20 protein-coding genes are annotated in these 19,420 nt (G+C 48.7%); 13 read left to right on the forward strand and 7 right to left on the reverse strand.

Annotated elements, in window-relative coordinates:
* The first annotated feature begins 74 nt into the window (after positions 1-74).
* Together MKQ68_RS08160 and MKQ68_RS08165 are read left to right on the forward strand one after the other, a co-directional pair.
* Positions 75-908, forward strand: coding sequence for a helix-turn-helix domain-containing protein (locus tag MKQ68_RS08160; RefSeq protein WP_264282867.1), 834 nt, complete (start codon positions 75-77; stop codon positions 906-908).
* A 171-nt stretch (positions 909-1,079) separates the two neighbouring features.
* A complete protein-coding gene (locus tag MKQ68_RS08165) occupies positions 1,080-1,838 on the forward strand; it encodes an SDR family NAD(P)-dependent oxidoreductase (RefSeq protein ID WP_264282868.1) in 759 nt (252 codons plus the stop codon).
* An 80-nt stretch (positions 1,839-1,918) separates the two neighbouring features.
* Here MKQ68_RS08165 and MKQ68_RS08170 read toward each other — a convergent pair whose 3' ends face one another.
* Positions 1,919-2,521 carry a phage virion morphogenesis protein gene (locus MKQ68_RS08170; protein WP_264282869.1) on the reverse strand — a complete coding sequence of 201 codons (603 nt, stop codon included), beginning with the start codon at positions 2,519-2,521 and terminating at the stop codon, positions 1,919-1,921.
* Between the two features lie 296 nt (positions 2,522-2,817).
* Here MKQ68_RS08170 and MKQ68_RS08175 point away from each other — a divergent pair, with 296 nt between their 5' ends.
* Together MKQ68_RS08175 and MKQ68_RS08180 are read left to right on the forward strand one after the other, a co-directional pair.
* Positions 2,818-3,432, forward strand: coding sequence for a CGNR zinc finger domain-containing protein (locus MKQ68_RS08175; RefSeq protein ID WP_264282870.1), 615 nt, complete (start codon positions 2,818-2,820; stop codon positions 3,430-3,432).
* Entirely contained in the window at positions 3,429-4,337 is a 909-nt protein-coding gene (locus MKQ68_RS08180) for an EamA family transporter (protein ID WP_264282871.1), read from the forward strand. Before MKQ68_RS08175 ends, MKQ68_RS08180 begins: the two co-directional genes overlap by 4 nt.
* Positions 4,338-4,412: 75 nt before the next feature.
* Here the strand turns inward: MKQ68_RS08180 and MKQ68_RS08185 are convergent, their stop codons facing one another.
* Positions 4,413-5,060, reverse strand: a complete 648-nt coding sequence (locus MKQ68_RS08185; protein ID WP_264282872.1) for an MgtC/SapB family protein — start codon at positions 5,058-5,060, stop codon at positions 4,413-4,415.
* A gap of 100 nt (positions 5,061-5,160) precedes the next feature.
* Here MKQ68_RS08185 and MKQ68_RS08190 point away from each other — a divergent pair, with 100 nt between their 5' ends.
* From MKQ68_RS08190 to MKQ68_RS08210, 5 genes are all read left to right on the forward strand, one after another.
* The gene (locus tag MKQ68_RS08190; RefSeq protein ID WP_244837930.1) at positions 5,161-5,370 is read left to right on the forward strand and encodes a hypothetical protein; all 210 of its coding nucleotides are present in this window, start codon (positions 5,161-5,163) and stop codon (positions 5,368-5,370) included.
* A gap of 18 nt (positions 5,371-5,388) precedes the next feature.
* Complete coding sequence (locus tag MKQ68_RS08195; RefSeq protein ID WP_264282873.1) at positions 5,389-5,628, forward strand: hypothetical protein; 240 nt, start codon at positions 5,389-5,391, stop codon at positions 5,626-5,628.
* A gap of 216 nt (positions 5,629-5,844) precedes the next feature.
* Positions 5,845-6,774: a phosphoribosylaminoimidazolesuccinocarboxamide synthase gene (locus MKQ68_RS08200; RefSeq protein WP_264282874.1), complete on the forward strand. Its 930-nt coding sequence runs from the start codon at positions 5,845-5,847 to the stop codon at positions 6,772-6,774.
* 81 nt (positions 6,775-6,855) lie between these two features.
* Positions 6,856-8,643 carry an ABC transporter ATP-binding protein gene (locus tag MKQ68_RS08205; protein ID WP_264282875.1) on the forward strand — a complete coding sequence of 596 codons (1,788 nt, stop codon included), beginning with the start codon at positions 6,856-6,858 and terminating at the stop codon, positions 8,641-8,643.
* Positions 8,644-8,819: 176 nt separating this feature from the next.
* Entirely contained in the window at positions 8,820-9,269 is a 450-nt protein-coding gene (locus MKQ68_RS08210) for a DUF3276 family protein (RefSeq protein WP_244837920.1), read from the forward strand.
* Positions 9,270-9,463: 194 nt separating this feature from the next.
* Here the strand turns inward: MKQ68_RS08210 and pgi are convergent, their stop codons facing one another.
* The gene (gene pgi / locus MKQ68_RS08215) at positions 9,464-11,116 is read right to left on the reverse strand and encodes a glucose-6-phosphate isomerase (protein ID WP_264282876.1); all 1,653 of its coding nucleotides are present in this window, start codon (positions 11,114-11,116) and stop codon (positions 9,464-9,466) included.
* Positions 11,117-11,158: 42 nt separating this feature from the next.
* On the reverse strand, positions 11,159-11,977 hold the full coding sequence (locus MKQ68_RS08220) for a TspO-related membrane protein (protein WP_264282877.1): 819 nt from the start codon (positions 11,975-11,977) through the stop codon (positions 11,159-11,161).
* A 218-nt stretch (positions 11,978-12,195) separates the two neighbouring features.
* Here MKQ68_RS08220 and prfB point away from each other — a divergent pair.
* Positions 12,196-13,291 (forward strand): peptide chain release factor 2 gene (gene prfB, locus MKQ68_RS08225; RefSeq protein ID WP_264282878.1). Its coding sequence is split into 2 segments (ribosomal slippage): positions 12,196-12,255 and positions 12,257-13,291, totalling 1,095 coding nucleotides; the frame shifts between segments, so codons are not numbered across the junction.
* Between the two features lie 41 nt (positions 13,292-13,332).
* Entirely contained in the window at positions 13,333-14,964 is a 1,632-nt protein-coding gene (pruA, locus tag MKQ68_RS08230) for an L-glutamate gamma-semialdehyde dehydrogenase (protein WP_264282879.1), read from the forward strand.
* Between the two features lie 101 nt (positions 14,965-15,065).
* Here pruA and MKQ68_RS08235 read toward each other — a convergent pair whose 3' ends face one another.
* The 3 genes from MKQ68_RS08235 to MKQ68_RS08245 all read right to left on the reverse strand — a co-directional run bounded on the left by MKQ68_RS08235 (position 15,066) and on the right by MKQ68_RS08245 (position 17,629).
* Positions 15,066-16,079, reverse strand: coding sequence for an IS110 family transposase (locus tag MKQ68_RS08235; protein WP_264280063.1), 1,014 nt, complete (start codon positions 16,077-16,079; stop codon positions 15,066-15,068).
* 305 nt (positions 16,080-16,384) lie between these two features.
* The gene (locus MKQ68_RS08240; protein ID WP_264282880.1) at positions 16,385-16,894 is read right to left on the reverse strand and encodes a peroxiredoxin; all 510 of its coding nucleotides are present in this window, start codon (positions 16,892-16,894) and stop codon (positions 16,385-16,387) included.
* Positions 16,895-16,990: 96 nt separating this feature from the next.
* Positions 16,991-17,629, reverse strand: a complete 639-nt coding sequence (locus tag MKQ68_RS08245; RefSeq protein WP_264282881.1) for a porin family protein — start codon at positions 17,627-17,629, stop codon at positions 16,991-16,993.
* Positions 17,630-17,799: 170 nt separating this feature from the next.
* On the opposite strand from MKQ68_RS08245, the gene pyrR reads away from it, so the two are divergent.
* Both pyrR and MKQ68_RS08255 read left to right on the forward strand, forming a co-directional pair.
* Complete coding sequence (gene pyrR / locus MKQ68_RS08250; protein ID WP_244837897.1) at positions 17,800-18,342, forward strand: bifunctional pyr operon transcriptional regulator/uracil phosphoribosyltransferase PyrR; 543 nt, start codon at positions 17,800-17,802, stop codon at positions 18,340-18,342.
* Positions 18,343-18,385: 43 nt separating this feature from the next.
* Positions 18,386-19,327, forward strand: coding sequence for an aspartate carbamoyltransferase catalytic subunit (locus MKQ68_RS08255; RefSeq protein ID WP_264282882.1), 942 nt, complete (start codon positions 18,386-18,388; stop codon positions 19,325-19,327).
* Positions 19,328-19,420 lie beyond the last annotated feature (93 nt).

The following is a 19,420-nucleotide window of genomic DNA, read 5'->3' on the forward strand; positions in this document are numbered from 1 at the left end:
TGATAGCGGAGCGTTTATGTAGTGAATTTCCCTTATTTTTACCGGAACACCTTACTCGTAAAGCTCACTGGTGCATGAAGACAATGATCAACATCCCCGTCCACCAGCTTAATGACATTCAGTTCCTGGCCTCGGAACACAGCGTTACATTCGGCGAACATGAGCCGAATCACCGTATAGACTTCTACGCGCTCGTATGGTTCAAAGAGGATGCGGGTTCCCACTTCATCGATTTCGAAACTTATCCGATCCAGAAGGATACCGTGTACCTCATCGGTAAACACCAGGTGCACAGCATTCCCTCCAAAGACCGTCCCGATGCGCGGGTCATCGTATTTACCGAAGATTTTTACCATTTAATAGAGGAGCCTTACCTGCGTTTGCTGTTCCTGCCTTTTAATAATGTAGGCATCGTGATACCAGACGAAATGGTAGAACCGATGGCGGCGCTGTTTCGCCTCATCGTGCTGGAATACGAAGGCGGCGGCGAGCCGGCGTTATTATTAAAGTATATGACGGCTTTGCTGATGCACCTGTATCGCTTCAGTAAACAATCGCCGGGCGGCGTGGCCATGTACGACGAGCGTGTCGAGAAGTTGTTCCGCCTGCTGGATGAGAATTATAAGGAGGAACGTTCGGTTTCCTTTTATGCAGATAAAATAGGCATCACCCCTAAAAGACTGAACGAGATCGTGCGGGAGAAGTTCGGCTTTACCGTCAGCCAGATCATTTATCACCTGCTGCTCATAGAGGCTAAACGCGAAATCGGCCATGGGCGAAAGTCTATCAAAGAAATCGCCTACGAGTTAGGCTTTAGCGAACAATCCTATTTCTCCCGGTTCTTCAAGAAACAGACCGGCACCACCCCCGAAAACTTCCGTCAGCAGGCGTTGATGCCTGTAAGCTAGCTGCTTAGCTCCGCCGTTTAGCAACAACTTCGCTTAAACGGCTATCTATCAAAGAATTGTTAATGTTCGGATTGTGCTAGTTATTGGGCACATAGTACCTTTTTTCCCGTTTAAAAACCGGGAACTTTGTGATGTAATTGATAATCGAAGAACGACGAAAAACAGAAGAACATGAGCAGATTAGCAAACAAAACAGCCATCATTACCGGCGGTGCCGGTTCGATTGGCGCGGTAACCGCCCGCAAGTTCCTGGACTACGGTGCGAAAGTAGTACTGGTAGATTTGAGTGAAGAGGCGTTAAAGCAAACCGTAAAAGAGCTTAACAGCAAGGAAGTTGATTATATAGTGGCGGACGTAACCAAAAGCGCGGACGTGGAGCGATATGTGAAAGAGGCCGTGAAGCGCTTAGGTAAGATCGATATCTTCTTTAACAATGCAGGTATCGAAGGTGTGGTAAAACCCATTACGGACTACCCTGAAGAGGTTTTTGACAAGGTGATAGCAGTGAACGTGAAAGGCGTCTGGCTCGGATGTAAGTATGTGCTCCCCGAAATGAGTGACGGTGGCAGCATTATTATTACTTCATCCGTAGCCGGCGTAATGGGTTCGCCCGGCACCAGTGCTTACAACACCAGCAAACACGCCACAATAGGAATTATGCGCAGCGTAGCATTAGAAGCGGCGCCGAGGAAGATCCGGGTTAACACCGTGAATCCCAGCCCGGTAGATAATCGCATGATGCGCTCCCTGGAAGATGGATTTAGCAATGGACATGGAGAAGAAGCGAAAAAAGAGCTGGAAAAATCAATACCATTCGGCCGGTACGCACAACCTTCGGAAATAGCCGATACCGTTGTGTTCCTGGCATCTGATGATAGCAAATTTGTTTCGGGCACCCTTCATTTGGTGGACGGAGCCTCACAAGCTTAGAACCATTCCTGAGAAAGATAGAAAGATAGATTAAGGTGTGAAAATAGCCGGCCGGAATTTTTTCCATGCCGGCTTCTTTTTTATCGTTGGGCCGATGTGCTGTCGGTTGCCGTCTTTTTATCCTGCCACGACTTTACCGGCTGCCCGGGTATAGGTTGATAGCAGAACGAGTTGTATGCCTCCACGGAGGCCACCATATTCTTAAGCGCCCGCTTTTGATGAATAGCCCCGATAATGACCCCGGTGCCAATCACCACTGACCCTGCACCGATCTGGGTAAGCATTTTCCCCGTATGACGATGATGAATGTAAGGCGACGAAACAGCGATCAGCCCGCCGGCAATTCCCAGTCCAATCGACGCAATCTTAGCATGTTTCCGGTTTTTATTCATTTTATTAATGAAGTCCCGGGACTGCGGGCAGCGGTTGTAATACCGTGAAAGTACCAATCCCTGTTTATCGATCTTCAAAGGCTTAGCGCCGTTGATGCTGATCCACGGACGGGCGTGGGCAGATATGGACCCGACTTTTGCATCGTCGCGGTAGATCAGTTCCAGGTGAGTGGTGTTGGGTGTTTTTTTGGTAACCGGCTTTTGCGGTCTGGTAGAATCGGATTGTGCAAACAAGAGGGCCGGGCAAATAAGCAGGCAGCCCACTAACGGAGCAAATAGTTTGGGTGACATATTTCAGAAGTAAGGGATCAGAAAATTACTTGACGGGGGCGAAGATAGCTAACTGGTCGGGTTCTTTCTATTTTTTTGCTCAATTAAGGTTGATATTGTGTACGGCAGATATCGTTTGCGCACAGGTGCGGCAGCATTGCCGGATGCCAGGTTGACTTCTGTTAACCATTAATAGGCAAGGAGTTAACTTACAGGACTTGACAGGCTACTTGAAACCGGCTAAACACTTGGACGTACGGCCGAAAAGGCGTACATTTAACTAACCATCTAAAAGACTTTTACAGGTTAATTATATCATGGAAAAGCACCTTTCTAAACTGCGGCTCGACGGTGGCGCGCTTTGTCTCGATTTCACCAATACGATCCATGATCGTACGAAGGAAGGTTCGTTCGACTACCTGGGGAGTTACCAGGACGTGCTGAAGTGGTGCCGGCACGCTGGCGTACTGACGGCGCCCGTCATGAAAACCCTGGAGCGGCTGGCTAAAGCTTATCCGCCCAAAGCGGATGCAGTCTTTAGGAAGACGATCTTGTTGCGTGCGCTGTTGTTTCAACTTTTTTCAGACCAGGCAACCGGTAAAACGCCTGATCCTATGCTGGTTGAACAGTTAAATCCGTACCTTGCAGCCGCTTTTGAGCAATTGAGTCTTCAACATTTATCTAAAAAGACCCCTGCAACGCTTTCATTTATAACCCCGGAGCTGGATTTACCCTGGTGGCTCGTAGTGAAGTCGGCGGTGGATGTGCTGGTAAGTGAACAGCTGTTACGGGTACGACGTTGCCCGGCCTGTTACTGGCTATTTATCGACAAGAGCAAAAATCGGTCGCGCCGGTGGTGCAATATGGCTACCTGCGGCGACCTGCATAAAGTGAAACAATTCTACGAACGGAAAAAGCAAACAGACAAATGAACGCACCCGATCAACAGCATGGACAGCGGTCTACCGTGATGATCGCCTGCCTGGCAGCGGTTTATATTATTTGGGGATCTACCTACCTGGGAATGAAAGTGGCCACGGAAGTGCTGCCGCCATTCCTGTTATCGGCTTTCCGATTCTTTACTGCGGGGCTCATCATGTTCATTATCGGTATGGCGAAGGAAAAGGAATGGCCATCCGGTAAACAGTGGGCGTCGGCGTCGCTGGTGGGCGTGTTGCTCATCGGCATCGGTAACGGTGGCGTAGCGCTGGCGGTGCATTATATGCCCTCCGGCCTGGTGGCGTTGCTGATTGCTGCAGCACCGGCGTACTTCGTGGCGCAGGACTGGTTGTTTTTTTCGCGCAAGCGACCGGCCGCTATGACCTTATGGGGCATCCTGATCGGGTTCATCGGTTTGTTCTTCATATTCAATCCTTTCCGTTCGGGTGCTACCTATGACTTTCCAGCCTGGCCACTGCTCGTGATCGTAGCCGGTTGTATCTGCTGGACGCTCGGTTCCCTGCTGGTGCCACGACTGCCCATGCCACGGCAGCTTACCTCCACGGCCATCCAGATGCTGGCGGGCTGCGTATTTACGATTGTACTGAGTGTTTTCCTCGAACGGGATAACTGGCATACCGTATCTCAGATGAACCTGCGTACCTGGACCGCCTTCCTGCACCTGGTATTCCTCGGGTCGTTGGTGGGATATACGTCTTATAGCTGGCTGGCCAAGAACGCGCCACCCCGCATTACTTCTACCTACGCCTACGTTAACCCGGTGGTAGCCTTATTCCTCGGTTGGGTGGTGTTAAACGAAACCCTGAACGTGGACGGTATTATCGGCTCTATTATCGTGATATTGGGGGTGGTATTGATGACGTGGAAGAAGAAGTAGCCGCAAACGCTTTTGGATACCTGTAGCCCACTAACGGAGATTTTTTCATAATTAAATTTCATATCTCGTTATTTATCAATAGGTCACTTCCACATTAAAGCTGAATACTCTTTTTTCAGCTAAAAGATACTCATTCAGGTCGTCAAGGGCCGAAACTGAGCCGGTTATCTCGTATTTATATTCAAACCTATCGTCGTGACGGCTAATAACCAATGATTTAAATTTAAGACCTTTTTCGGCGAATATGGCTTCAAGTTGAATGTGAGATAGGTCTGGTCCGCAGTGGATCGAAAACTGTTTGCGCTTGCGTTGCAATTCGAGTCGGTGTTCGAGGTAACGGAGTCCGGTAAGGACGAGCAGCGATCCCGCGAGCGTGAGCAAAGCCAGCATATAGTGATTCATGCCTATCGCCATACCCAGGGCGGCAGCTATCCATATAGTAGTAGCGGTAGTTATACCATCTACCGAATATTTTCCTTTAAATATGACACCGGCACCAATGAAACCAACTCCCGTGAGGATGTTGGAGGCTACGCGGTCCATACTGTCCGGCGCGCCCATTTCCCGGGAAAGAACGGTAAAGAGGGTAGAGCCGGCGCTGATGAGGGCAATCGTGCGGATGCCGGCGGCCTTCCGGCGATACTCGCGTTCCAGTCCTAAAACAGATCCCATCGCCAGGGAAGCGAGAATTTGTAATGATTCATTAAATAAATGGAGGTCCATATAAGAAGGCATTCAAAAATGTGACCGGCCAGTTGGCATAATTATTATGGGATGGTAGGTAAGACACAACATCGTGTTCCCCAACTATATAAACGTTCGTATGAGGAAGAATAATATTATTGCTGGTTTTCTGAGAGCAGCCGTAACGGCCATGGTAGCCCTGTTTTTTATGATCCTGTTATACTCCTGCAGCAGCAGTTCCCGGACCAATAGTGGCGATACATCCAGTATGCCGAATGATTCCGTAAGTACTGTTCCGGGGCAGGATACAACCGTGCCTGCGCCTACGGATACTACGACGAGGCTATAACGATTAAACCTACATCATATGAGATCCACTTTATGTAAAACCGGGTTGGCGCTGTTTTGTAGTACTTTGCTACTGGCGGCCTGTAACAACAACCGGACGAATACCGAAAACGACTCCATCCAGCCGTTCAACGACAGCACGGGCGTATTCGATACCGCTAACCTGCGGCACGATACATCCGCTGCCAGTGACACTTCGCCGGCTAAAAGGCCGAATGCGGGCGGCCAGGATACAGTCCGTTTTTCTGAACACGATTAAAGTAATCTATTGATAAGTGAGAGGCTGGCCATACCGTGGTCAGCCTTTCGTGTTTATCGCCCATGTTGGGGAGATAAGCGCCGATCGGGGGAAATATTTGCACGCGCGGCAATAACTTTTTCTGAATTTGAAAGGCCTAAGTTATTTTTGCAACAGTTTCTGCAAACGGTGCATCCGGGGGTAGTAAACATTCAAACAATTAACCAAGCAAGTATAATGGCAGAACCTACTTTTCAGTTTCCCGGACAAACGGCTTTCTATAAAGGCAAAGTGCGTGACGTATATACAATAGAAGATAAATGGATGGTGATGCAGGTGAGCGACCGGATTTCTGCATTTGACGTGGTGCTGCCAAGGCCAATCCCTTATAAAGGGCAGGTACTGAACCAGATCGCGGCTATTATGCTGGATGCCACGCAGGACATTGTGCCTAACTGGAAAAAAGCGGTGCCGGTAGCTAACGTTACCGTTGGGATGAAGTGTGATACCTACCCGGTGGAAATGGTGGTACGCGGCAACCTGACCGGCCACGCCTGGCGTACTTACAAAAGCGGTAAAAGGGAACTTTGCGGCGTAACCCTGCCCGAAGGCATGAAGGAGAACGACTTCTTCCCCGAGCCGATCATCACGCCGACCAGCAAAGCCCACGAAGGCCATGACGAGGACATCTCCCGCGAGGAGATCATTGCCTCTGGCCGGGTGAGCAAAGAAGAATACGAGCAACTGGAAAAATATACCCTCGCACTGTTCAAACGCGGCCGCGAACTGGCTGCAAAGCAGGGGCTCATTCTGGTCGATACCAAATACGAGTTTGGGCATCAGAACGGTACCATCTACCTGATCGACGAAATTCATACGCCTGACTCTTCCCGCTACTTTTATGCAGAGGGCTACGAGGCCAACCAGGCCGCCGGTCAGCCACAGAAACAACTCAGCAAGGAGTTCGTACGCGAATGGCTGATGGCTAACGGCTTCCAGGGTAAAGATGGGCAGCAGGTGCCCAATATGGACGACGCCTTCGTGGCCAGCGTGAGTGAGCGTTACATCGAGCTGTTCGAAAAGATCACCGGTCAGCAGTTTAAAAAAGAAGACGTATCTGCCGAAGAAGCAAAACAGCGCATCATCGATACGATCGCTAAGTTGTAAGCAATAAAACCTATTATAAGAAATGGCGCCGTTCATCCGGCGCCATTTCTGTTTTATATCCAATCTCTGTAATTTGCAGGAATGAAGCACCTTCTTGCACTGAATAAGTATTTCGTCAAGTATAAATGGAGATTTTCGCTGGGATTGGTTTTTACGGTGGTGTCTATCATCTTCAGCGTATTCCAGCCAATTATGGTCCGCCAGATATTCGACCTGCTGGAACAAAATCTCAATAACTACCGCATTATCAGCGATACATCCGCTAAGTCTGTGTTCCGCGGCGAGTTTACCAAGGTCCTGGCGCTCTATGGCGTAGGCATTTTGCTGATGGCCTTGTTGAGCGGGTTTTTTATGTTCCTGCAAAGGCAAACCCTCATTGTGATGTCGCGCCACATCGAGTACGACCTCAAGAACGAGATTTACCGTCATTACCAGCAGCTGGACCTTAACTTCTTTAAGATGCACCGGACGGGCGACCTGATGAGCCGCATCACCGAAGATGTGTCCCGCGTGCGCATGTATGTTGGTCCGGCCGTGATGTACGCCACCCGTACCGTGTTCATGCTGGTGATCATCGTATACCTCATGTGGCAGGTAAATCCCATGCTCACCATCTACACGATCTCCCCGCTGCCGTTCCTGGCGCTCACCATTTATTACGTAAACCACATCATCCACCGCAAAAGCGAGCGGATACAGGCGCAGTTATCGAACATTACGTCCATCGCCCAGGAATCTTACTCCGGCATCCGCGTTATTAAATCCTATGTGCAGGAAGATGCCACCACCGGGCACTTTGACGTGGCGAGTGAATCGTATAAGGAAAGCTCTGTAAGCCTCGCCAAGACCGACGCCCTTTACCAACCCGTCATGGCATTGATGATCGGGCTGAGCGTGATCATCACCATATATATAGGTGGTGTGCAGGTGAGCCGCGGCACCATTACCATCGGTAACCTGGCCGAGTTCGTGATTTATGTGAACATGCTCACCTTTCCTTTCTTTTCTATAGGATGGGTAGCCTCGATGATACAACGTGCTGCGGCATCACAGCAGCGGTTAAACGAGTTTCTTGACATTGTGCCGGAAATTAAGGACAACGGCCCGGTGCAGGACATTACCGTAAAAGGTGAAGTGAAGTTCGATCATGTATCGTTTACCTATCCGCATACGGGCATACAGGCATTGAAAGACTTTAACCTGACGATCCGTCCGGGTGAAAAGGTAGCGGTTATCGGCCGTACCGGTTCCGGTAAAAGTACGCTGGCGCAGTTGCTGATACGCATGTACGATCCGCAGGAGGGTAGCATCAGTATTGATGGGCAGGACTTAAGAAACATCCGGTTATCCAGTTTGCGTAACCAGGTAAGTTATGTGCCGCAGGACGTGTTCCTGTTTTCGGATACCATTACCAACAACATTCGTTTCGGCGAGCCGGCCGCCACCCAGGAGCTGGTGCAGCTGGCAGCGCGGCAGGCATCTGTGGAACGCGATATTCTTAACTTTCCCGGTGGATTCGATACCGTGGTGGGAGAGCGGGGTGTAACCCTCAGTGGTGGCCAGAAACAACGTATATCCATTGCCAGGGGCCTCATCCGTAATCCGAACCTGATGGTGTTTGATGACTGCCTTTCCGCTGTGGACGCGCGTACAGAGAAAGAAATTATCGGCAACCTGTACGCTTTCCTGAAAGACAAAACCGCTATCATCATCACCCACCGCATATTTGCGCTGTTTTCGTTTGATAAGATCATCGTACTGGATGAAGGCCGTATCGTGGAAACGGGCACCCATGAACAGTTGATGGCCAATAACGGTTACTATGCGGAACTATATGCAAGGCAGCAACAAACCGAAGAAGAAGGGTAAAATTGATACGCTTTGAAACCGTCGTAACGCCCTGTGAAGGCATATTTCAGCCAATTTTAGATGATTTTTTAAAATCATCTAAAATTATTTTGTTATCTGAGAAACAATTGTATATTTGTTGATTATTGATAATAAAAACAGGATTTGATTCGTTAACAACCTTAAATCTATCAACTGTGGCGTACGAAAACAACAATCAACAGGAAAGAAACAACGACAGCATCTTTTCCAAGCGATTGAAAGCGGGTAAAAGAAGAACTTATTTCTTTGACGTTAAAACCACTCGTGGCAACGACTACTTTCTGACCATCACGGAAAGCAAGAAGCGCTTCAACGACAACGGCTATGACAGACACAAAGTATTCCTCTACAAAGAAGACTTCAATAAGTTCCTGAACGCCCTCACCGAAACGATCAATTATGTGAAAACAGAATTGATGCCCGACTTTGATTTTGATGCTTACAACCACGATTATTCGAGGGATGAAGAAGATGGCCTGGATACAGAAGTTAGCGCTGTTACTGCTGAAGAAGTAGTAGCTGCCGTTGAAGCCGAAGCGAAAGCTGAAGCTCCTGTAGCCGCCGAAGCCACTACCGGATCCGGCGATGATGTCGACAAATGGTAATCCATTCCCTTTGTTATCGAAATAATTGTAAGCCTCCGGAGTTTCCGGGGGCTTTTTTTGTCGCCCTTACCCTGGTGCGTTATTGCGAATGAAATGAAGCAAACCTCCGCACCAGTTTTCGCATTCCTCTACGCCCGAAAACAAAAATGCCTGGAAACCAACGCTTCCAGGCATTTCGTGTATTTATTACAGTATTACTTACGCATCGCTTTAAAAGCGTTGATCAGTCCGTTGGTAGACGAATCATGGCTGGTGATCTTTTCGTCGCCGCCCAGTTCCGGGAGGATTTTGTTGGCGAGTTGTTTGCCCAGCTCAACGCCCCACTGGTCGAAGCTGTAGATATTCCAGATAACGCCCTGTACGAATATTTTGTGTTCGTATAACGCAATTAAGGTTCCCAGGGTGCGGGGGGTAATTTCTTTCACCAGGAACGAGTTTGTTGGACGGTTGCCGGTGAACACCTTAAATGGCGTCAGTTCTTTGATCGCAGCTTCGTCAAGTTTGGCAGCTTTCAGTTCGGCACGCACTTCTTCTTCGGTTTTGCCGTTCATGAGCGCTTCGGTTTGTGCGAAGAAGTTGCTCAGTAATTTGTTGTGATGATCGCTCACCGGGTTCTGGCTGATTGCCGGGGCAATGAAATCGCACGGGATCAGTTTAGTGCCCTGGTGAATCAGTTGATAGAATGCGTGTTGGCCATTGGTGCCAGGTTCGCCCCAAACGATAGGGCCGGTCTGGTAACTAACGGGGTTGCCTGCACGATCTACATACTTACCGTTACTTTCCATATTACCCTGCTGGAAGTAAGCGGCAAAGCGGTGCATATACTGGTCATAAGGCAAAATAGCTTCAGAATCCGCATCAAAGAAGTTGCCGTACCAAAGCCCGATAAGGGCCATGATCACCGGGATGTTCTCTTCAAATGCCGCTGTGCGGAAGTGCTCGTCCGCTGCAAAAGCGCCTTCAAGCAAACCTTTAAAGTGGCTGAAACCTACCGTGAGTGCGATAGACATGCCGATCGCGGACCATAAAGAATAACGGCCGCCTACCCAATCCCAGAAGCCGAACATGTTATCGGTATCAATACCAAAAGCTTTAACGGCCTTTTCGTTGGTAGATAATGCTGCGAAGTGTTTCGCTACATGTGCTTCATCCTTTGCATGCTCCAGGAACCATTCGCGTGCCGTATTGGCGTTGGTCATCGTTTCCTGGGTGGTAAAGGTTTTAGAAGCGATGAGGAATAACGTTTCCTCTGGGCTCACCTTCTTCAGCGTTTCCACGATGTGGGTGCCGTCGACGTTCGATACGAAGTAAGGCTGCATACCCGGTACCCAGTAAGGTTTCAGGGCTTCCGTTACCATTACCGGACCGAGGTCGGAGCCGCCGATACCGATGTTTACGATGTAGCGTATAGGCTTACCCGTGTAACCTTTCCATTCGCCTGCGTGCACGCGGTTGCAGAATACTTCCATGCGGGTAAGTACATCCTGCACATCTTTCATCACATCTGCACCATCGAGCATCACCGGTTTGCCGGAGAAGTTGCGCAGGGCGGTGTGCAGCACGGCGCGGCCTTCAGTGGCGTTGATCTTTTCGGCCTCAAACATCGCCTTAATCGCCTCCGGCACCTGGGTTTCTTTGGCCAGGGACTGCAGCAGCGTTAAGGTTTTATCGGTAACAATATTCTTGGAATAGTCGAACAGGATATTTTCCAGCTGGAGGTGATACTTGTTGTATCGTTCCGGGTCTTCTGCGAATAGTTTGCGCATCTGCACCTTTTTCATCTCCGTGGCATGTGCGCTAAGCTCGGTCCATGCTTTCGTAGCGGTCAAATCAGTCTTTGGGAACATGTTGCTTATTTTAGATGGTATCAAATGTATAAATTTCTGACCTTAAACCCTTGCACTGATCATGGATTTTCTTGAACGGAACAATTGAATGATCACGGCCAGTACGATAATCACCATACAAACCGTGGCCGCGAGGATAATATTCTGATTTTCGAGCCCGCCCGCGGCCGAACGTTTCAGGTTAATGCCGGTAATGGCCCACAGGCTTACCAGGGCATAGGGAATGTTGTTCCGCACAAACACGGCCAGCAACGTAAACCCGGTCGCCACGATGACCATAATCACCGCCCAACCCGGCGACATGGCGGGCGTCCAGTTGATATGTACCAGCAGGGCAGTGGTGTTGGCAATAATGGCCACGGCTATCCAGCCCAGGTAAAGGCTGAACGGAATATGCACCAGCGCGCGTTCACGGCCGCCTGCCCCGGGATAAAACATACGAAAGCGGTGTTGAATGACGAGCAGCGTTATCAGTATAAAAACCATGATACCCAGCGACAAGGCCACCTGCTCATAATGCCAGGCGAATATCCAGCCCGCATTGCCCACACAATTTAACAGGAACCAGCCACGCATCCGCGTCATAAAGTTGTGCAGCTCCTCGATGTGCCCACGCGAAAAGGCAAGCCATAACTGGTAAATCACACAAAGGATTAGTCCCAGGTAGATCACACTCCATATACTGAAGGTCAGACCGGCCGGCGTAAAGTAGTTGGGGTACTGGTCTGACAAGGTGCCGGTATCTTTCCCATTGATCGGTAAAATGTTTGCGAGGGCGTTTACAGTGATCATGAGGATCAGCCCTATCAGGTTAAATACCGCCTGCTGGCGGTACCTGGCGAGGTTAATGGAAATGCTCATACAGATAAAGGTTTTCAATCTGCTGGTTTTGAACAAATATTGTTCCTTAATTCAATTAACGCCGGATGTCGCAAATGGTTGCCACATCAGCGTCGTTTAACATGACGGCCAATAGCAGTTTATCAGATGATAATTGCCGTTTATGGCCACTTTGCAGCGATTGTCCATCTGCGCGGCCTGCGGTGCTTTCTCTCAAAATTTATGTACATTTGCGCCCTATGACAATCGAGCAACTTAAACATATGAGGGACCGTCTGTACGTCCTGGGAGGTTTTCTTTGACGTCCAGGACCGTATAGCCAAAAATGAAAATGATAAACAGCTTACGCTGGCCCCCGGTTTTTGGGACGACAATGCCAGGGCCACGGGTATTCTGAAGGAAATCAAGGTCAACAAATTCTGGATAGACCTCTACGAAAGCGTGCGTAACGCCGTGGAGGACAGCGCCGTGCTGCTCGACTTTCAGAAGGAGGGTGAAGCAACCGAAGAGGAGGTGGAGGAAGCGTACCGTAAAGCATTAACCGCACTGGACGAGCTGGAGTTTAAGTCCACGCTTAACCAGCCGGAAGATGAAATGCCGGGCGTACTCACCATTAACTCAGGAGCGGGCGGCACCGAAAGCCAGGATTGGGCGGAAATGCTGCTGCGCATGTATCGCATGTATGGCGAAAAACAGGGCTGGAAAGTTTCTGAGATCGACGTACAGTATGGCGATGGTGCCGGTATTAAATCAGCCACCCTGGAGTTTGACGGCGACTTCGCCTACGGATTGCTCAAAGCGGAAAGCGGCGTACACCGGCTTGTACGTATTTCACCTTTCGACTCCAACGCCCGCAGGCATACCTCTTTCGCCTCTGTATTCGTGTACCCGCTGGTAGATGATACCATCGAAGTAACCGTAAACCCGGCCGACCTGGAATGGGAATTTTACCGTTCCGGTGGTAAAGGCGGACAGAACGTGAACAAGGTAGAAACCGCGGTGCGACTGAAGCACATCCCGAGCGGGATTATCATCGAGTGCCAGCAGGCCAGAACGCAGGGCGAGAACCGTGAAAAGGCGCTCACCATGCTCAAATCCCGCTTGTACGAAGAGGAGATCCGCAAACGCGAAGAATTGAAAAATGCGACCAACGCCAATAAACGTAAGATCGAATGGGGCTCCCAGATAAGGTCTTATGTGTTCCATCCTTATAAAATGATCAAAGACCACCGCACGGACTTCGAAGTAGGTAACGTGGGACCGGTAATGGATGGCGAACTGGAAGGATTTATCAAGGCTTACCTGATGTTGCAGAAAGAAGAAGATCAGCAGTAACCATGTGAATGTGTATACCAACCTTTTAAAAATCAACACCAATGCATAACGCTTATTTTGACTTTGCAGCACCTGCAAACGAACCCGTGTTAAGCTATGCACCGGGCACCCCGGAACGCGCAGCACTCAAAAAGCAACTGTCGGCATTCAAAGCCGAACAGGTTGACATACCCATGTACATCGGCGGACAGGAAGTTCGTACAGGCAAGACCGTAGACATTCGTCCCCCGCATGAACACAAACACAAGCTGGGGCATTTCCACGCTGGTGACGCTTCTCACGTTACAGCCGCTATCGAAGCAGCTTTAAAAGCGAGAGAAGAATGGGCCAACACGCCGTGGGAACACCGCGCAGCCATTTTCCTGAAAGCGGCTGAACTCATGGCCACCAAGTATCGCTACCACATGAACGGTACCACGATGCTGGCCCAGAGCAAGAACGCTTACCAGGCAGAAATCGACAGCGCCTGCGAAATCATTGACTTCCTGCGTTTTAACGTTCATTATCTTACGGAGATATATCGCCAGCAGCCAGCCAGCTCACCCGGCGTACATAACAGGCTGGAGTACCGTCCGCTCGAGGGTTTCGTTTTAGCGGTTACGCCGTTCAACTTTACAGCGATCGCCGGTAACCTGCCTACGTCTGCTGCGATGTGCGGTAACGTAGTGGTATGGAAACCAGCGAACACCCAGGTATACTCCGCCAACATGATCATGAAAATCCTGATCGAAGCAGGTTTGCCCGCTGGTGTAATCAACCTGGTGTATGCCGACGGCCCCACCATCGGCGACATCTGTTTTGCGCATCCTGACTTTGCCGGTATTCACTTTACAGGCTCGACAGGTGTGTTCCAGACGATGTGGAAAACGATCGGTAACAATATTCACAAGTACAAAACTTACCCGCGCATTGTTGGTGAAACAGGTGGTAAAGACTTTGTGCTGGCGCATAAATCTGCTAACGTAGATGTGGTGGTAACCGCACTGGCCCGCGGCGCTTTCGAGTACCAGGGGCAAAAATGTTCCGCTGCATCAAGGGCTTACCTGCCGAGCAATATTGCCGACGAGGTAAAGACCAAACTGGCAGCCGAGCTTAAAACGATGAAGCAGGGTACCACAGAGGATTTCTCTAACTTCGTAAACGCCGTAATCGACGAGCGCTCTTTCGATAAGATCGCGAAGTACATCGATAATGCGAAAAACGATCCGAAAGCGAAAATCATCGCTGGTGGTAATTATAATAAATCAGAAGGTTACTTCATCGAGCCGACTGTCATCGAAACGGCCGATCCTAAATATGTAACCATGTGCGAAGAGATCTTCGGCCCGGTGCTTACGATCTACACGTACGATGCAGACAAGTTCGAAGAGGCGCTGGTAACGGTGGATACTACTTCCGAGTATGCGTTGACTGGCTCCATCCTGGCGCAGGACCGCTATGCGGTGGAACTGGCTACCCGTAAACTGGTGAACAGTGCCGGTAACTTCTATATCAACGATAAACCTACCGGTGCAGTAGTGGGCCAGCAGCCATTCGGCGGCGCACGCGCATCCGGTACCAACGACAAAGCCGGTTCCGCATTGAACCTGTATCGTTGGCTGAGCGCACGCACGGTAAAAGAAACTCTCGTGCCGCCTACGGATTATCGTTATCCGTTCCTGAAAGAAAGTTAGTGCTAATTAATATTTTGGAGAGAAGGTTGATAGCGTAAGCTGTCAACCTTTTTTTGTGTCCTTAGCAGCCGTTCATTGATCATCCCCCGTTGCGTCGATTTCTATGACACGTCCAAATTATAGCAATAGTCTTTCTGGTAGTATTTTCTCTCATTCACACAGGCGAAAATTCTTAATATGATTTTGTTCCTAATGGCATTTAGCACACTCATTTTGGGTTTCCCTTCGGCGACCTTTCGATCGTAATATTGTTTAAGCTCTCCATTCCCCCGTATTGATCCTACAGCCAGCAGGTGTAATAGCTTCTTGATATTTTTATTGGCTTTATGAGAGATCCGCTCTCGTTTACGAAGCTTACCCGACGCATTCATAAACGGAACAACGCCACTGTAACAGGCATATTTTTTAGCCTCTTTAATGTTGATAAACTCATTTGTGGTCACGATCATGCTCACCGAGGTAATTAATCCTACCTGGTCCACGCTTTGGATGTAACCATCTAATTCTTCGAGCCGTTGATCACTGGCAATCAGGCGCTTCATTTCTTTTTCGATCCTGCTGATCTCGCTGTTTACCAGCTCAATCACAGGCTTACAATTAGCAACTATCATTTGATGGGTAGCTTCTGTATTAAACTCCCTGCTTTCATTTAAGGTTGTTTCATACCGATGCTTAGTGACTCTATGCTTTTCCCTTAGCATCAGCAGCGTCTTTAACTGCATCACGATCTCTCGTGGCTGGTTCCACAAACGAACCAGTTCAATATTTTTAGCGGCGTAAAGAGCAATGCGTTGGGCATCCTGCTGATCACTTTTTCCCCGCTCCAACCCCTTGCTCTCTGTAATCTGTGCTCCAGGTATCACCCAGACCTTGGCACCCATCTCTACTAATACAGCTAATAAGTGATGGTTATAGATACCGGTAAATTCCATGGTAAAAAGGCTGTTCTGCAGGGTATAACCCAAAAGCTTCCGGGTTCGTCGGAGCCAACTTATGACAGCGGAAGGCTTGTTTTTGATTTGCTGCTTATCTAATATGCCTTCTTTTGCATATATGCACATGTCCAGCCAGTCTTTACTAACATCTGTACCTACGAAATACGTAACTTGTTCCATCATTATGTTTTTAATGTAGTCAACCCATACCGGTTTCAATCAAAGCCTTACTAATGGGTTTAAGACCCAAATTTCTATTTGAAGCATAACCGGTAACACCACGGCATGGGATTAAAACGACGCTTAGGACGCGAACCTGGCACTCTGTTAATGCGCCCATGCTGTGGGTTGACTTATCCACATATCCACGTGGATTGTAAAAGAAAAAGAACCAAAAAGAAAAGATAGTATTAGTAATAATAGATTTTCTTTTAAATCTATTCTCCTACAAACTTAAAGGCACACAGCAACCGCAACAAGTCTTATCAGCTTTTTTTAATCGCCTGCAAGGCCTCTGTAACGTGTTTGGTGGCCTGCAGCTGGGAGTTGAACAGGTGAATGATCTTACCCTCGTTATCAATCACATACGTTACCCTTCCTGTCATTCCTAATGACTTGGGTACGCCGAACAATTTGCGCACTTTGCCGCCTTCATCTGCGAGCAGTGTAAACGGCAGCCGGTACTTCTCCGCAAACTTTTTGTGCGACGCTATATCATCGCTGCTGATGCCGATTACTTTGGCACCCAGGTCCTGGAACGAGGTGAAGGAGTCGCGGAAGGAACAGGCTTCCTTCGTGCAACCGGGTGTTTCATCTTTCGGATAAAAATAAATAACGAGTGGACCTTTGCCCAGTTCGTTCTTTAAATGAAACGTTTGTCTGTTTTGGTCCTGCAGTTGAAAATCAGGCAGTTTATCGCCGACTTTCAATTGTCCGGCAACAGGCCCCCAGTTAAAAAGCGAAAGTGTAAGCATCGTGATCCAGCGCGTTTTCATGGTGAGGTAATATAGTATAAAGGTACGGGGATCGTATCATATTAAAAAAGCCCGGCAGATGACCGCCGGGCTTTTCAAAATCAGAAGGAGATGTAATTAGAATTTCAGCTGGATACCAAAACGGAATTGGTCCAGGATTTTGTTCGCGTTGATACCGAAAGCCTGGGTAGAAGTTTTGTCGTCGATACCTTCTACTTTCTCCTGCGTGTACTGGTAGCTTACCAGTTCGCCGAAGTTAGCCAGCAGCGCGATGTTGTCTTTCAGGTGGAACAGGATACCTGGTCTGTAGAAAGCACCCAGACCCATTACTTTTGTTTCAGCTTCAGCACCACCGGCAGCAGCTTCGAATTTGTCGCTACCGAAAGACGCTGCGATACCGAGGTCGCTGTATACAGAGAATTTAGTCTGCCACAGTTGTTTTTCGATACGTGCGAATGGAGCTACACGGAACAATGAAGTTTTAGTTTCGCCGGCAACACCACCGATAGATTCGGTAACTGTACCACCAGCATAGCCGAGCTCAAGACCGAGAGCCAGGTTGTCTTTGATGAAATGACCGTACTGAACGCCTACGCCAAAAGAATTGTCTTTAGCATCAGAACCGTCAACTTTGGTAGAATTGAAATTTGCGTCACCGCTCAGGAAGTTAGTCTTCTTGGTCTGCGCGTTTGCGATTTGAGTCATACCGAGCAGGAAAGCGCCTGCCATCATCATTTTAATCGTAACTTTTTTCATTTTCGTGTGATATGGTGAATAAATATGATGAGCAAAACTAATGTTTACTTCAATACGAACAAGCGAAAAAATAATTTTTTGTTAATATGTAAATTCATAAATTATCGCGCGCTTGATAACTATTGTGTTTAGCGAATAATGTTTATTTTTGGCGTCTAAAACGCAAACTTTTGAAGACCATTTTGAGCGACAAACAACTGGACATTACGATAGACAGGCTTTGTCATCAGCTTATAGAAAATCATTTCCCCTTTGAGAACTCCGTGCTGATCGGCTTACAACCGCGCGGCATTTATTTGTCCGACAGGATTTACAACAACCTGAAAAAGTTATTGCCGGATACGGACATTCGTTACGGTAAACTGGACATTACTTTTTATCGCGATGATTTTAATAAGGGTAATGCATTGCATGTACCGAATGAAACCGATATCGATTTTTCTATTGAGAATAAACGCATCGTACTGATCGATGACGTGTTATATACCGGTCGTACCACGCGCTCCGCACTGGATGCGATGCTTGACTTTGGCCGGCCGTCGGCGGTAGAGCTGCTTGTACTCATCGACCGTCGTTTCAGCCGCGAATTGCCGATTCAGCCAGACTATACCGGCCGTACGATCGACGCCTTCATCACACAGAAAGTAAAGGTGTTATGGAAAGAGCGTGACGGAAAAGATGAAGTAGTGCTGGAGAACGGTACTGCGAATTAGTGTTTTGACAATTCCATTTTCGCCTTTATATTTGCAAATTAGCATGTCATTATCAGTAAAACATCTTCTCGGTATACGCGATCTGAAGCGTCAGGATATAGAAACTATTTTTCAAACTGCCGATCAATTCAAGGAAGTTTTACAGCGGCCTATTAAGAAGGTTCCCACGCTCAGAGACACTACCATCGTCAACGTTTTCTTCGAGAACTCTACCCGCACAAGGATTTCCTTTGAGCTGGCAGAAAAACGCCTGGGCGCCGATGTAGTGAACTTCTCCGCTTCCGGTTCTTCCGTATCTAAAGGCGAAACCCTGATCGACACTGTCAACAACATCCTGTCCATGAAAGTGGATATGGTGGTGATGCGGCACTCGGCCAGCGGCGCTCCGCACTTCCTTGCCAAACACATCGACGTTCCCATCGTGAACGCCGGCGACGGCATCAACGAGCATCCGACGCAGGCACTGCTCGACGCCTTTTCCATCCGTGAAAAACTGGGTGGGGTAGAAGGTAAGAAGGTGGCCATCTGCGGCGATATTATGCATTCCCGTGTAGCACTATCCAACATCTATTGCCTGCGTAAACTGGGAGCAGAAGTAACAGTAGTGGGTCCGCCCACGCTGATTCCCAAACACCTGGCAGCAGCGCTGGACGTAAACGTTACATACAACCTGCGCGAGGCGCTGGAATGGTGTGATGTGGCCAACGTATTAAGGATACAGCTCGAAAGGCAGAATACCCCGCTGTTTAGCTCCCTGCGCGAGTACTCACTCGTGTACGGTATAAACAGGGCATTACTCGAAAGCCTGAACAAAGAAATCGTGATCATGCACCCGGGGCCGATCAACAGGGGCGTAGAATTAAGCTCCGATGCGGCAGACAGCGGACAGTCCATCATCCTGCAACAGGTGGAGAATGGCGTGGCCATTCGCATGGCAGCACTGTACCTGCTTTCCAGCAGGGGCGGCAAGAAACTCGAAGCGTAATATTTACCAAATAGCAAACGGCGCAAGTCAACTTCTTATAGTTGTTGTCTTGCGCCGTCTCGTTTCCGTAAATATCGTTGGGAATTAAATCGC

The organism is Chitinophaga horti (genome assembly GCF_022867795.2).
Classification (GTDB): Bacteria; Bacteroidota; Bacteroidia; order Chitinophagales; family Chitinophagaceae; genus Chitinophaga; species Chitinophaga horti.